The following is a 13,524-nucleotide window of genomic DNA, read 5'->3' as shown; positions in this document are numbered from 1 at the left end:
TTGTGTGTGAGGTGACTGTAGCGATGTCGCGACTGGATGACCGGAAACAAGCCCGCGAAGGCTTGAAGGCGACGCTGGTGCGTCAGCCGGCGGTCGCGGCCGTCGATCTTGGCGCGTCCAAGGTCACCTGCTTCATCATGAAGGCCGACGGGGTCCATCGCGACAACCGCACCCTGACCACGGCCGGCGTCGGCTATGTGCAGTCGCGCGGCGTGCGCGGCGGGGCGATCGTCAATCTGGACGAGGCGGCGCAGGCCATCGCCCAGGCCGTCGAGCGGGCCGAGACCGTGGCCGGCGTCAACGTTCAGGGCGTCAGCGTCTGCACGGCCGGCGGCCAGCTGGCCAGCCACCGCGTCCACACCCAGGTGTCGCTGGGCGCCCGGCCGATCGGCGACGGCGACCTGTCGCGCGCCATCGCCTCGGCCCTGGCCCAGGTCCGCATTCCCGGCCGCAAGCCGATCCACCTGCTGCCGATCGCCTGGTCGGTGGACGGTCAGCGCGGTATCCGCGACCCTCGCGCCATGTTCGGCCGGGCGCTGGGCCTGGAGCTGCTGGTCGTCTCGATCAACGAGAACGTCTTCCACACCCTGGCCCACTGCGTCGAACGCGCCCACCTCAGCTTCGAGGGCGTGGTCGCCGCGCCCTTCGCCTCGGCCCTGGCGGCCCTGGAGGAGGACGAGATGGACCTGGGCGCGGTCTGCATCGACATGGGCGGCGGCTCGACCTCGGTGGCGGTGTTCAACAACGGCGCCCTGTGCCACGTCGACAGCCTGGCCGTCGGCGGCGGGCACGTCACCCAGGACATCGCCCGTGGCCTGCAGACCTCGGTCGCCGGCGCCGAGCGCATCAAGACTCTGCACGGCAGCGCCATCGCCTCGGCCAACGAGGACCGCGAGATGATCGAGGCCCCGCCGCGCGGCGACGATCCGGGCGCGGGCCCGGTGATCGCGCCCCGCAGCCTGCTGAAGGGCATCATCCAGCCGCGCGTCGAGGAGACGCTGGAGCTGCTGCGCGAGCGCCTGAAGGCCTCGGGCGCCCCGGTCGAGCCGGGCGCGGGCATCGTCCTGACCGGCGGCGCCAGCCAGCTGGCCGGCGTGCGCGAGGTGGCCGTGCGAGTGTTCGACCGTCCGGTCCGCCTGGGCCGTCCGCGCCGGGTGCCGCACCTGGCCGACGCCGCATCGGGTCCGGCCTTCTGCGCCGCCGCCGGCGTCCTGCACCGCACGGCCTTCGGCCCGCGCGAAGTGGTCTCGCCCAAGGCCCTGGCCGGGGCGGCGATCCGCAAGCGCCCGCTCGACCCCAACGCCAGCCCGGTCGCCCGGGCCGCGGCCTGGCTGCGCGACAATCTCTAGCCGATCAGGCCTCAAAAACGGTTGTCATCCCGGACAAGCCTGGCGATAGCCGGGCGCGGATCCGGGATCGCCGGAAGCGCCGAGTTCACGCGTCGGTCCCGGATCCGCGCGCTTCGCGCTTGTCCGGGATGACAGTGCGGTGGAGCTTTGGCCTTGGCGCCTTTTCCATCAAGCGTGGCCGAGTCGCGTCCCTCGGGGCGCGACTGTAAATTTTTGTGATCCGATGATTTTTTCGTCTTGGCCAAGCTCGCCCAGAGCAGCGGCCAAGTCTTAACCGACCTTAAGCATGAACGTTTACGATCTAAGTGTCGGAAACACCTGAAAGCCTAGTTTTCGAGGCGTCGAAAACGGGACTTTCCAAGGGTTTTTCGGTCAGCGGCGTTCCGCCGCACGGGGCTTTCGGCTAGGTTCGGGAACCCAAGGAATCCCAGGCGATTCCTTTGGATAACTGGATTTTTTCGGCCTATCCGGGATCGACCGCGGGCCGACTCAGCTTATGCAGTTAACCACCGATTAAGGTTGGTGGTTGTTCTGTTAACCCGATCGTCGAGATGACTCCCGGCGGTTGATCCGCTCGGTAGTTGACGAATTCGGCGTTTAGGACGCGAGGGTCCCATGGCAATTTCTCTTTCCGCGCCGCGTACCACTGAACTGAAGCCGCGTATCGTGGTGTTCGGCGTCGGTGGGGCCGGTGGCAATGCTGTCAACAACATGATCGAGGCTGGCCTCGAGGGTGTTGAGTTCGTGGTGGCCAACACCGACGCGCAGCAGCTCCAGTTCGCCAAGACGGACCGTCGCATCCAGCTGGGCGTGCAGGTCACGCAGGGCCTCGGCGCGGGCGCTCACCCCGAGGTCGGCATGAGCGCCGCCGAGGAGAGCTTCCCCGAGATCGGCGAGCACCTGGACGGCGCGCACATGGTGTTCATCACCGCCGGCATGGGCGGCGGCACCGGCACCGGCGCGGCCCCGATCATCGCCAAGTGCGCCCGCGAGCGCGGCATCCTGACGGTCGGCGTGGTCACCAAACCCTTCCACTTCGAAGGCCGCCATCGCATGCGCCTGGCCGACGCCGGCATCGGCGAGCTGCAGCGCTATGTCGACACCCTGATCGTCATTCCGAACCAGAACCTGTTCCGCGTCGCCAACGAGCGCACGACCTTCGCCGAGGCCTTCGGCATGGCCGACCAGGTGCTGCACTCGGGCGTCCGCTCGATCACCGACCTGATGGTGCTGCCGGGCCTGATCAACCTCGACTTCGCCGACGTCCGCACGGTCATGACCGAGATGGGCAAGGCGATGATGGGCACCGGCGAGGGCACCGGCGAAGACCGCGCCCTGATGGCCGCCCAGAACGCCATCGCCAACCCGCTGCTGGACGAAGTCTCGCTGAAGGGCGCCAAGGCCGTGCTGGTCAACGTGACCGGCGGCATGGACATGACGCTTCTCGAAGTCGATGAAGCGGCGAACGCGATCTCGGACCAGGTCGACCCGGAAGCCAACATCATCTTCGGCGCCGCCTTCGACCCGTCGCTGGACGGCGTGATCCGCGTGTCGGTGGTCGCCACCGGCATGGACGGCGCCTCGATCGCCCAGATCGAGCCCAAGCCCGTCTCGCGCAACACCACGGCCCAGCCGCTGATCGCCGAGACCCGCCCGGCCGCGCCGCCGGTGGCCCCGGTCCCGACCACCGCCGAGACCTCGCGTCCGGGCATGCGCTACGAGCCGCGCCCGATCGAGCGTCCCGCCGCCGCCCCGGTCGCCTCCTACGCGCCGGAACCGGCCTATGAGGAGCCCGCCCCGGTGGTCGAGGCCCAGGAAGACCTGCGCTTCGAAGAGCCGGTGATGGAAGAACCCCGCATCGCCGCCCCGGCCCCGCGCGTCACCCGCATCGTCGACCCGATGGTCGCCGAGCCCGAAGACGAGCCGCTGTACAGCGAAACCTACGAGGACCGCCGCGCCCAGAAGTCGGGCGGCTGGATGAGCCTGTTCGGCGGCGGTCGCCAGCAGCGCTACGAGCAGCAGCCGGCCCAGCCGCAGCGCCAGACCGGCTCGGCCCGTCCGCAGCTGCAGCCGCTGGACCAGCCGACCACGGACGAAGGCGAGGATCTGGAGATCCCGTCCTTCCTGCGCCGCCTGGCCAATTGAAAAGCTCCCAAGGTTTAGTGGCGTACCAGTAGCGTAAACGAGACCCCCGGGGCGAAAGCTCCGGGGGTTTTGCTTTGAGGCTGTCGCGGAGGCCGGCGGATCGTCCGGCCCGGTCTTAGTGGGTCTTGGCGGCGGCATCGGCGGCGGCGTCGGCCTTGCGCTGGGCGACGCCGGCGGCGTCGGAGGCCTCCTTGGCGGCCTTGTCGGCGGCGGCCGCCGTGTTGTCGACCGCCTTGTCCGTTGCGGCGGCGGTGTTGGCGGCGGCGGCGTTGGCGTTGGCGGCGGTGTCCTGGGCGGCCGAGGCGGTGGCGGCGCCGGCCTGATCGGCGGCGGCGGCGGTGTGGTCCTCGGTCTTCTGCGAGCAGGCCGTCAAGGACAGGCCGGCGATCGCGGCGGAAATCAGCAGGGCGGTGCGCATGGGGTGTTTCTCCGTGGCGGCGGGCGTTGACCGCCCGTGGTGTCCAAGGGCGCGGATCGGCGCTTGGCGAGGTGGAGGCCGAAGCCTCCCGATGCCAACGTTTCGCCCGGCCTAAGGCTCCGGACCGGGATGCACGCCGCCGACGATCGCGCTAGGATCGGCATATTCTGCCAAACCAGCTGGAAAACCGGTCATCATGAAGCTTACCCGCGCCGACCGGAAGATCCTGGAGATCCTCCAGCAGGACAGCTCGGTCACGAACGTCGAACTGGCCGAGCGGGTCGGGCTGTCGCCCAGCCCGTGCCTGCGTCGGGTCAAGCAACTGGAGGCCAGCGGTCTGATCGCCGGCTATGTGGCGCTGCTGGACCGCCGCAAGGCGCGGCTGGACCTGCTGGCCTATGTCGAGGTCCAGGTCGACCGCCACAGCGAGACCGCCGCCGAGGCCTTCGCCGACGCGGTGCGCCGCGAGCCGATGGTGGTGGGCTGCCACGCCATGACCGGCGGCTACGACTACCTGCTGCGGGTGGTGGCCCCCAACCTCGACGCCTATGCCGACTTCACCATGAAGCGCCTGCTGAAGATGCCGGCGGTCAAGGACATCCGGTCGTCCTTCGTGCTGGAGACGATCAAGGACGCCACGGCGCTGCCGCTGGATTATCTGGAGTAGGGAGCGGCGGGTGGATTGGAAGCGGCAGGGCGGTCACTCCTAAACCGCTCATCCCGGCGAACGCCGGGATCCAGATGGAAAGATGGTGTGGCTGACGCCAACAACGCTGAGCCCCTCCAATCATCCACACCGCTACGGGATCTGGGTCCCGGCGTTCGCCGGGATGAGCGGTTGTTGGTGATCACAGCCGTCCGCGTCGGCCGCCCTTCAGCTTGTCGAGCGCCCGGCGGGCGATCTCGGCCTGGGCCGTGGGGGCGGTTTCGGGAACCGCCGTCAGCCGCGAGTCCGCCAGCATCGCGCTGACATTGGCCACGCCCTGGGCGGCGTGCAGGCCGGCGGCGGCCGTTTCGGCCAGCTGCGGCTTGCCGCGCGGCGTCGGCAGGATCAGCGCGACCTTGCGGGCCATGGCGGCCAGCTCGCCGACGGCCTTGGCCTTGTCGCGGGCCTGGCGGATCGCGGCGGGATCGGTGGTGGCCTCGATGCTGGCCCAGGCCGCTTCGAGGGCGGCCATCAGCTTGAGCTGGAAGGTCAGGCACCGGGTGGGGATGTCTTGGGCTTGGGTCATGGCCTTATGATGCGGCCGTCCTGGAGGGTGGGGACAGGAAACGTGCGTTTTTGTGCAGGACGTTGATAAGGCTGAGGTCTGGTCGGCGAAGTGCGGGGATAGAGGCCGCTTCTCAACCCTTCTCCCCTTGCGGGAGAAGGTGTCGGCGAAGCCGACGGATGAGGGGGCTCCCAAACGAAAACCGCCGCGACCGGCCTTTCGGCTGATCGCGGCGGACCGGGTCTTGCACCCCTCGTCCGACCCGCTGCGCGGGCCACCTTCTCCCGCAAGGGGAGAAGGAAGCGCGAGGCCTGTGGATAACTTTCGCGCCGCTCCCTTCGTCGGCTCATTCCGATTCACGCGCGGTGGGCCGCTAGGTTGGCATAAAGTGACCCAACACAGGCTATAAACGGTCACAATCGCCACCTTCTGCCGCCGCCTCCGCGCTAAACCTGCCGCCATCGGTCCCGAGGAGCGCGGCGCATGCTGGTTGTCGATCAAAAGTCCCTGTCGCCCGCCCTGGTCTCGCCGGTGCGCCCGGCCCTGGAGGGCGTCGTCGCCTACAAGGCCGGCATGACCCTGGCGCAAGCCGCCCGCCTGGCCGGCCGCGCCGACCTGTCCAAGCTGGCCAGCAACGAGAACCTGCTGGGCGCCAGCCCGACGGTGGCGCAGGCGGTGCAGGACGCCCTGGCCAGCCCCGAGATCTATCCCGACCCCTATTGCGAGACCCTGCGCGCCGCGATCGGCGAGCGGCTGGCGGTGGATCCGGCCCGGATCGTCATCACCCCGGGCTCCGAGGCCCTGATCGACTACCTGTTCCGCGCCGTGCTGCACCCCGGCGACAGCCTGCTGCTGTCCTCGCCGACCTTCCCGGCCTACGAGATCTTCGGCCGCTGCGCCGAGGCGACCCTGATCGACGTGCCGCGCCTGGCCAATCTCGACCTCGACGTCGAGGCCTTCAAGCATGAGGCGGCCAAGGGCCCCAAGCTGCTGGTGCTGTGCACGCCCAACAACCCGACCGGCGCGGCCCTGTCCGGCGTCGACCTGGGCGAGATCCTGGCCGTCACCCCGCGCTCGACCGTGGTCTTTCTCGACGAGGCCTATCGCGAGTACCATCAGGCCTTCGACACCCTGGCCCTGCTGAAGGCCTGGGGCGGAACCTGGGTCTCGGCGCGGACCTTCTCCAAGGCCTATGGCCTGGCCGGCCTGCGGGTGGGCTACGGGATCTGCTCGTCGCCCGAGCTGGTCGGCTATCTGGACCGCATCCGCCCGCCGTTCAACGTCACCGCCGTCAGCCAGGCCGCCGCCCTGGCCGCCTGGAACGACGTCGATCACCTGGAGCGCACCGTGGCCCTGACGATCGCCGAGCGCGGCCGCGTCGAGGCGGCGCTGGACGCCTTGAGCGTGGAGCGCACCCACAGCGCGGCCAATTTCGTGTTCCTGCGCAGCCCGGCCGGCGCCGAAGCGACCGCCGCGCGTTTGTTGCGCGAAGGGCTTATCATCCGGCCCACGCCCGTGCCCGGCGGCTGGGTGCGGATCACCATCGGCCGTCCCGCCGACAACGACCGCCTGATCGCCGCCCTGCCGGCCGCCCTTGCTCTCTGACCTTCGGAGCTCGCCATGACCATCACCCCGCAAAACCCCCTCGGCCTCGACGGTTTCGCCTTCGTCGAGTTCACCAGCCCCGAGCCGGCCGCCATGAAGGCGCTGTTCGAGCAGCTGGGCTTCGTGGCCGCCTCGACCCATCCGACCAAGGCCGTCACCCGCTACAAGCAGGGCCGCATCAACCTGCTGGTCAATGACGAGCCGGCCGGCCAGGCCGCCGAGTTCCGCGCCGCCCACGGCCCCTCGGCCAACGGCATGGCCTTCACCGTCGCCGACGTCGAGCAGGCCTATGCCGAGGCCCTGAAGCGCGGCGCCGTGGCCGCCGACGCCGGCCCGACCGTGCTGGGCGAGGGCGCCCGGGTGCTGGAGGGCATCGGGGGTTCGATGCTGTACCTGGTGGCCGGTCCCGACGCGGTGTTCGCCAGTTGGACCCCGGTTCCCGGCGCCGTCGAGGCCGAAGCCGCCAACACCGTCGGCCTGGACCTGCTCGACCACCTGACCCACAACGTCAAGCGTGGCCAGATGCGCACCTGGTCGCGCTTCTATCATGACGTCTTCGGCTTCGAGGAGCAGAAGTACTTCGATATCAAGGGCCAGGCCACGGGCCTGTTCAGCCAGGCGATGATCGCCCCCGACAAGGCCATCCGCATCCCGCTCAACGAGAGCCAGGACGACCAGAGCCAGATCGAGGAGTTCATCCGCCAATACAATGGCGAGGGCATCCAGCACCTGGCCCTGACCACGGATGACATCTACGACACCGTCGAGAAGCTGCGGGCCCGGGGCGTCAAGCTGCAGGACACCATCGAGACCTATTACGAGCTGGTCGACAAGCGCGTGCCCGGCCACGGCGAGGACCTGGAACGGCTGAAGAAGAACCGCATCCTGCTGGACGGCAATGTCGGCGAGGAAGGCCTGCTGCTGCAGATCTTCACCGAGAACCTGTTCGGGCCGATCTTCTTCGAGATCATCCAGCGCAAGGGCAACCAGGGCTTCGGCAACGGCAATTTCCAGGCCCTGTTCGAGAGCATCGAGCTGGACCAGATCCGCCGCGGCGTGATCACGGTCGAGGCTTGAGGGCTTTCTTTCGAATTCCCCTTCCGTGTCATCCCGGCCGAAGCGTAGCGTAGAGCCGGGACCCAGGGGACTGGGCTGATACGGTGCGGCCGCCCTGGATCCCGGACAGCCTCTGCGAGGCTTCCGGGGTGACAACGATAATGATGGCCAGAGGGTCACGGAAACGCTCATGGACCTCCACTACCAATCCGGCTTCGGCAACCACTTCTCCAGCGAGGCCGCGCCCGGCGCGCTGCCGGTAGGCCAGAACTCGCCGCAGAGACCGCCGTTCGGCCTCTATGCCGAGCAGTTGTCGGGCACGGCCTTCACCGCCCTGCGCCACGAGAATCGCCGCAGCTGGCTCTATCGCCTGAGGCCCAGCGCCGGCCACGGGCCCTATGCGCCCTACGCCCAGGACCGGCTGAAGAGCGGCCCGTTCGACGCCGTCGCCCCGACGCCCAACCGCCTGCGCTGGGACCCGATGGACGTCCCGGCCGAACCGGCGGATTTCGTCGACGGCCTGGTCACGATCGGCGGCAACGGCGACGTGGCGACCCAGGCCGGCATGGCCGCGCACCTCTACCTGGCCAACCGCTCGATGATCGACCGGGTGTTCCAGAACGCCGACGGCGAGCTGCTGATCGTGCCGCAGCAGGGCGCCCTGCGCTTCGTCACCGAGTTCGGCCGGATCGACGCCGCGCCCGGCGAGATCGTGGTGATCCCGCGCGGCGTGCGCTTCCGCGTCGAGCTGGACGGCCCGGCGCGGGGCTATGTCTGCGAAAGCTACGGCGCGGCGTTCCGCCTGCCGGAGCTGGGACCGATCGGCTCGAACGGCCTGGCGAGCAGCCGCGACTTCCTGGCCCCGGTCGCCGCCTTCGAGGACCTGGAGCGCCCCACCGAGGTGATCCAGAAGTTCCAGGGCGGCCTGTGGCTGGCGACCTGGGACCACAGCCCGCTGGACGTGGTCGCCTGGCATGGGAACCTCGCGCCCTACAAGTACGACCTGGCGTGGTTCAACACGATCAACACCGTCAGCTTCGACCATCCCGATCCGTCGATCTTCACCGTGCTGACCGCGCCCAGCGAGGTCCCGGGCACGGCCAATGTCGACTTCGTGATCTTCCCGCCGCGCTGGATGGTGGCCGAGCACACCTTCCGCCCGCCGTGGTTCCACCGCAACGTGATGAGCGAATTCATGGGGCTGGTCCACGGCGCCTACGACGCCAAGGCCGGCGGCTTCTCGCCCGGCGGGGCGTCCCTGCACAACGCCATGAGCGACCACGGCCCCGACCTCGCCAGCCACCAGGCCGCGACCGAGGCCGAGCTGGCGCCGCACAAGATTGACGGGACCATGGCCTTCATGTTCGAGAGCCGCTGGGTGATCCGGCCGACGAAGTTCGCGCTGGAGACTTCCGCGCTTCAGGCCGACTATGACGCCTGCTGGACGGGCTTCCCCAAGGCCAAGCTGCCCTAGGGACGTCGGTCGGCCCCAACAACGAAGCAAAGAGGAAGCGCCCATGAAGCTTGCGTCCCTGAAGGGCGGCCGCGACGGCCGGCTGGTGGTGGTCTCCAACGACCTGGCCTGGTTCACCGACGCCGGAACGATCGCCCCGACCCTGCAAGCCGCCCTCGACGACTGGGAGCGCTGCGAGCCGATGCTGAAGGCCCTGGCCGAGAGCCTCGAGCACGGCGGGGTGCCGCAGGAGCGCTTCCACGAGCACGAGGCCGCCAGTCCGCTGCCCCGCGCCTATCAATGGGTCGACGGCAGCGCCTATGTGAACCACGTGCAGCTGGTGCGGCAGGCGCGCGGCGCCGAGATGCCCGAAAGCTTCTGGACCGATCCGCTGATGTACCAGGGCGCCTCGGACGGCTTCCTGGGGCCGCGCGACACCATCCCGCTGGCCAACTCCGCCTGGGGCTGCGACCTGGAGGGCGAGGTCGCCGTGATCGTCAGCGACGTGCCGCTGGGCGCGACCCGCGAGGAGGCTCTGGCCGCCATCTGCCTGGTCATGCTGTGCAACGACGTTTCCCTGCGCGCCCTGATCCCGGCCGAACTGGCCAAGGGCTTCGGCTTCGTCCAGTCCAAGCCGGCCAGCGCCTTCTCGCCCGTGGCCGTGACGCCGGCCCAGCTGGGCGACGCCTGGAAGGACGGCAAGCTGCACGGCGCGCTGCTGGTCACCCTGAACGGCGAGGACTTCGGCAAGGCCGACGCCGGCGTCGACATGACCTTCGATTTCGGAACCCTGGTGGCCCACGCCGCCAAGACCCGCGCCCTGGCGGCCGGCACAATCGTCGGCTCGGGCACGGTCAGCAATCGCGGCGCCGACGGCGGCCCGGGCAAGCCGGTGGCCGAAGGCGGCCTGGGCTATTCCTGCCTGGCCGAGGTCCGCACGGTCGAGACCCTGCAGACCGGCCATCCCAAGACCCCGTTCCTGATGGGCGACGACACGGTCCGCATCGAGATGCGCGACGCCAAGGGCCACAGCATCTTCGGCGCCATCGAGCAGACGGTCGAGCGCATTTGAGCGAAGAGGCCGCGCCGGAAGCCGCTGCTGTCGGGCGGGTCTGGACGACGCCGGCCGGCGTCAGGCTGGGCCCGCTGGACCAGATCGCCGATCCCGGGGCGCGGAACTACGTGCTGCGGATCGGCGACAAGCGCTTCCATGGCTTCGTGGTGCGCCGGGGCGAGGCGGCGTTCGGCTATGTCGACCGCTGCCCGCACGCCGGCCTGCCGCTGGCCCAGGTGCTGGACCGCTACCTGACCGAGGACGGATCGCTGATCGCCTGCTCCTGGCACGGGGCGCTGTTCCAGCCCGAGACCGGGGCCTGCGTCGGCGGACCCTGCGTCGGGGCGCGGCTGTCGCCCTGGCCGGTGCGGGTCGAGGACGGGCGGATCGTCACGGCCTGAGTCGTCTGCACGGAACCTCCTCGTCCCTTTGGCCGGCAGTGGAAACCACCGCCACGATGCGGCGACCGCGCTTTCCTAACCTGCCGCGACAGAGCAGGAGCCGACCCATGCCTTTCGACCAGATCCAGGTGCGCGACTACGCCGTGGTGATCCACGCCGGCAACGACGCGTGGACCTGGCAGGTGATGGATTTCGACGCCCGCGTCGCCGCCAGCGGCGAGGCGCCGGATCGCGAGAGCGCCTGGCGCAGCGGCCTGTTCGCGGCGGAGGCGGTGGGCGTTTTCGCGCGGATCGGCCGGCGGGTCTGAACCTTGCGAGCGACCAAAAGAAAGGCCGCCGTCCACAGGAGGGGAAGGCGGCCGGAAGTCGCATAGGAGGAAACGCCCAGAAGGGCTGAGACCTCTATAGCCCAACGCCTCACGCGTGACAACGTTGTCACCGAAATTTTTTCAGGCAGAGCTGAAAATCCCGCTTTTTCCCCGCGGACGCGCTTGGCGAAGTCGGGGCGGGCCGCCAGATTCGAGCGACCCAGACGGAGCCGCCCGTGACCCTGACCCTTCGCCTCGCCGTTCCCGAGGACCTGCCCGCCCTGCGCGCGCTGATGAACGCCTCGATCGGCGAACTGCTCAGGCCGTTCCTGGCGCCGGACGAGGTGGCGGCCTCGTTCGACGTCATGGGGCTGGACAGCCAGCTGATCGCCGACGGGACCTATTTCGTGGTCGAGGAGGCCGGGGAACTGGCCGGTTGCGGTGGCTGGAGCCGGCGGGCCACGCTGTTCGGCGGCGATCATTCGGCCGGGCGCGACGCCGCCCTGCTGGACCCGACCCGCGACGCGGCCAGGGTGCGGGCGATGTACACCCACCCTGATCACGTCCGGAAGGGCGTCGGGCGGCTGATTCTGGAGGCCTGCGAGGCGGCGGCGGCGGGGGAGGGGTTCACACGCTGCGAACTGGCCGGCACCCTGGCCGGCGAGCCGCTGTACCGCGCCTGCGGCTATCACCAGATCGAGCGGTTCTCCGCGCCGACCTCCCGCGGGGTCGAGGTGCCGCTGGTGCGGATGGGCAAGGCGCTGCCGGGGCCCGTTCCGCGTTAGAGGAAGGTCCAATGGAAAAAGGGCGGGTCCGAGGACCCGCCCTTTCCTACGCGAACTGAGTGCGCTGGTCCTATCGGAACAGGCTGAGGATCGACGAAGACGACTGGTTGGCGATGGACAGCGCCTGGATGCCCAGCTGCTGCTTGGTTTGCAGCGACTGCAGCTTGGCGCTTTCCTTGGCCAGGTCGGCGTCGACCAGGTTGCCCACGCCGGCGTCGAGGCTGTCTTGCAGCTTGCCGACGAAGGTCAGGTGGGTGTCCAGGCCCGTCGAGCTGGTGCCCAGCGAGGCCAGCTTGTTGGTCGCCGTGCCCAGGGCGTTGCTGATCGTGGTGATCATCGTCTTGGCCGCCGCGGCGTTGGTGAACGACGAGGACGCCGACAGGCCGAGGCCGGCCAGCGAGATGGTCTTGGCGCTGACGGTGAACTGCGAGCCGTCCGAGTTGGCCAGGAAGGCCAGCTTGGTGGTCGAGCCGTCGGCGATGCTGACGCCGTTGAACTTGGCGTTGGTCACGGCCTTGGTGATCTGGTCGCGCAGGCTGTCGAAATCCGACTTCAGGGCGTTGAACGAAGCGGTGTTCAGCGAGGTGTCGGAAGCGGCCAGGGCCTTTTCCTTCATCTTGCCCAAGAGGTCGGTGACGGTGTCGCCGGCGGCCAGGGCCACGTCGATGGTCGACTGGCCGCGTTGCAGCGAGTCCTTCACGGCGTTCAGCGAGCTGGCGGTCGACGACTGCGTCTTGGCGATAGCCCAGATCGCGCCGTTGTCCTTGGCGTTGCCGACCTTCTTGCCGGTGTTGATGCGTTGTTGCGTGACCTGAAGTTCGCTGTTGGTGGCGTTCAGGTTCTGCAGGGCGATCATCGCGCCCGAGTTCGTGTTGATGCTGTTCAGAGCCATTTCGGCGATTTCCCATTCAAGGTTGCCGACGTCATTTTGACGGTCGGGAGCATTTTGCTCGCCGCCAGCATCCACGGTCGTGCTTTCGATATTGTAAAAGTGTCGCAGCTAATTTCGCGGCGTGGATAATCTCTCGTTAGTCATTCCGATTTGGCGAAAGCCATGGTGTTGAATCGCGTTCTTTTGACCGAGAGTCCTGTGGCCGCAGCTTGACCCGCCGTTGACTCTGTCGGCCAGCCGACTGTTCCTGAAAACACCATATCTGGTAGGCGTCCGCCTGCGGCGCGGCGAGTCTTGTCGTGGCGGCCCAAAGAAAAAAGGGCGGGTCCCGAGGACCCGCCCTTCAAGATGCTGAACTCGAAGTCCGAACCGCCTAGCGGAAGAGGCTGAGGACCGACTGGGTCGACTGGTTGGCGATGGACAGCGCCTGCACGCCCAGCTGCTGCTTGGTTTGCAGCGACTGCAGCTTGGCGCTTTCCTTGGCCAGGTCGGCGTCGACCAGGTTGCCCACGCCGGCGTCCAGGCTGTCTTGCAGCTTGCCGACGAAGGTCAGGTGGGTGTCCAGGCCGGTCGAGCTCGTGCCCAGCGAGGCCAGCTTGTTGGTCGCCGTGCCCAGGGCGTTGCTGATCGTGGTGATCATCGTCTTGGCGGCCGCGGCGTTGGCGAAGGTCGAGGTCGCCGTCAGGCCCAGGCCGACCAGCGAGATGGTCTTGGCGCTGACGGTGAACTGGGTGCCGTCCGAGTTGGCCAGGAAGGCCAGCTTGGTGGTCGAGCCGTCGGCGATGCTGACGCCGTTGAACTTGGCGTTGGTGACAGCCTTGGTGATCTGGTCGCGCAGCGAGGTGAA

14 protein-coding genes are annotated in these 13,524 nt (G+C 68.7%); 10 read left to right on the top strand and 4 right to left on the bottom strand.

Features of this window, described 5'->3' with window-relative positions; all coding sequences use genetic code 11:
* Window positions 1-23: 23 nt before the first annotated feature.
* Entirely contained in the window at window positions 24-1,349 is a 1,326-nt protein-coding gene (ftsA, locus tag BM066_RS14135; protein WP_089928917.1) for a cell division protein FtsA, read from the top strand.
* A 615-nt stretch (window positions 1,350-1,964) separates the two neighbouring features.
* Window positions 1,965-3,494, top strand: a complete 1,530-nt coding sequence (gene ftsZ, locus BM066_RS14130; protein WP_089928915.1) for a cell division protein FtsZ — start codon at window positions 1,965-1,967, stop codon at window positions 3,492-3,494.
* Window positions 3,495-3,609: 115 nt separating this feature from the next.
* On the opposite strand, the gene BM066_RS14125 is transcribed toward ftsZ, so the two are convergent.
* Window positions 3,610-3,912, bottom strand: a complete 303-nt coding sequence (locus tag BM066_RS14125) for a hypothetical protein (protein ID WP_089928913.1) — start codon at window positions 3,910-3,912, stop codon at window positions 3,610-3,612.
* Window positions 3,913-4,108: 196 nt separating this feature from the next.
* Here BM066_RS14125 and BM066_RS14120 point away from each other — a divergent pair, with 196 nt between their 5' ends.
* Entirely contained in the window at window positions 4,109-4,579 is a 471-nt protein-coding gene (locus BM066_RS14120; RefSeq protein WP_056760809.1) for an Lrp/AsnC family transcriptional regulator, read from the top strand.
* A 181-nt stretch (window positions 4,580-4,760) separates the two neighbouring features.
* Here BM066_RS14120 and BM066_RS14115 read toward each other — a convergent pair whose 3' ends face one another.
* Complete coding sequence (locus tag BM066_RS14115) at window positions 4,761-5,144, bottom strand: hypothetical protein (protein WP_089928910.1); 384 nt, start codon at window positions 5,142-5,144, stop codon at window positions 4,761-4,763.
* A 462-nt stretch (window positions 5,145-5,606) separates the two neighbouring features.
* Between BM066_RS14115 and BM066_RS14105 the strand changes: the two genes are divergently transcribed.
* The 7 genes from BM066_RS14105 to BM066_RS14075 all read left to right on the top strand — a co-directional run bounded on the left by BM066_RS14105 (window position 5,607) and on the right by BM066_RS14075 (window position 11,785).
* Window positions 5,607-6,728 carry a pyridoxal phosphate-dependent aminotransferase gene (locus BM066_RS14105; RefSeq protein ID WP_089928908.1) on the top strand — a complete coding sequence of 374 codons (1,122 nt, stop codon included), beginning with the start codon at window positions 5,607-5,609 and terminating at the stop codon, window positions 6,726-6,728.
* A 15-nt stretch (window positions 6,729-6,743) separates the two neighbouring features.
* Window positions 6,744-7,805 carry a 4-hydroxyphenylpyruvate dioxygenase gene (gene hppD, locus BM066_RS14100; RefSeq protein WP_089928906.1) on the top strand — a complete coding sequence of 354 codons (1,062 nt, stop codon included), beginning with the start codon at window positions 6,744-6,746 and terminating at the stop codon, window positions 7,803-7,805.
* Between the two features lie 169 nt (window positions 7,806-7,974).
* Window positions 7,975-9,258: a homogentisate 1,2-dioxygenase gene (gene hmgA, locus BM066_RS14095; RefSeq protein WP_089928904.1), complete on the top strand. Its 1,284-nt coding sequence runs from the start codon at window positions 7,975-7,977 to the stop codon at window positions 9,256-9,258.
* Window positions 9,259-9,301: 43 nt separating this feature from the next.
* Complete coding sequence (locus tag BM066_RS14090) at window positions 9,302-10,309, top strand: fumarylacetoacetate hydrolase family protein (RefSeq protein WP_089928902.1); 1,008 nt, start codon at window positions 9,302-9,304, stop codon at window positions 10,307-10,309.
* A complete protein-coding gene (locus BM066_RS14085) occupies window positions 10,306-10,692 on the top strand; it encodes a Rieske (2Fe-2S) protein (RefSeq protein WP_089928900.1) in 387 nt (128 codons plus the stop codon). Before BM066_RS14090 ends, BM066_RS14085 begins: the two co-directional genes overlap by 4 nt.
* A gap of 107 nt (window positions 10,693-10,799) precedes the next feature.
* Window positions 10,800-11,000, top strand: coding sequence for a hypothetical protein (locus BM066_RS14080; protein ID WP_089928898.1), 201 nt, complete (start codon window positions 10,800-10,802; stop codon window positions 10,998-11,000).
* Window positions 11,001-11,236: 236 nt separating this feature from the next.
* Window positions 11,237-11,785, top strand: a complete 549-nt coding sequence (locus BM066_RS14075; protein WP_089928896.1) for a GNAT family N-acetyltransferase — start codon at window positions 11,237-11,239, stop codon at window positions 11,783-11,785.
* A 70-nt stretch (window positions 11,786-11,855) separates the two neighbouring features.
* Here the strand turns inward: BM066_RS14075 and BM066_RS14070 are convergent, their stop codons facing one another.
* Window positions 11,856-12,677, bottom strand: a complete 822-nt coding sequence (locus BM066_RS14070; RefSeq protein ID WP_089928893.1) for a flagellin — start codon at window positions 12,675-12,677, stop codon at window positions 11,856-11,858.
* Window positions 12,678-13,050: 373 nt separating this feature from the next.
* Window positions 13,051-13,524, bottom strand: a 474-nt coding sequence (locus BM066_RS14065; RefSeq protein WP_255367590.1) for a flagellin, incomplete at its 5' end; no start/stop codon positions are given.

The sequence above is a fragment of the Caulobacter sp. UNC279MFTsu5.1 genome, assembly GCF_900114015.1.
Lineage (GTDB): Bacteria > Pseudomonadota > Alphaproteobacteria > Caulobacterales > Caulobacteraceae > Caulobacter.
This window is presented reverse-complemented; position numbering and strand designations above follow the sequence as displayed.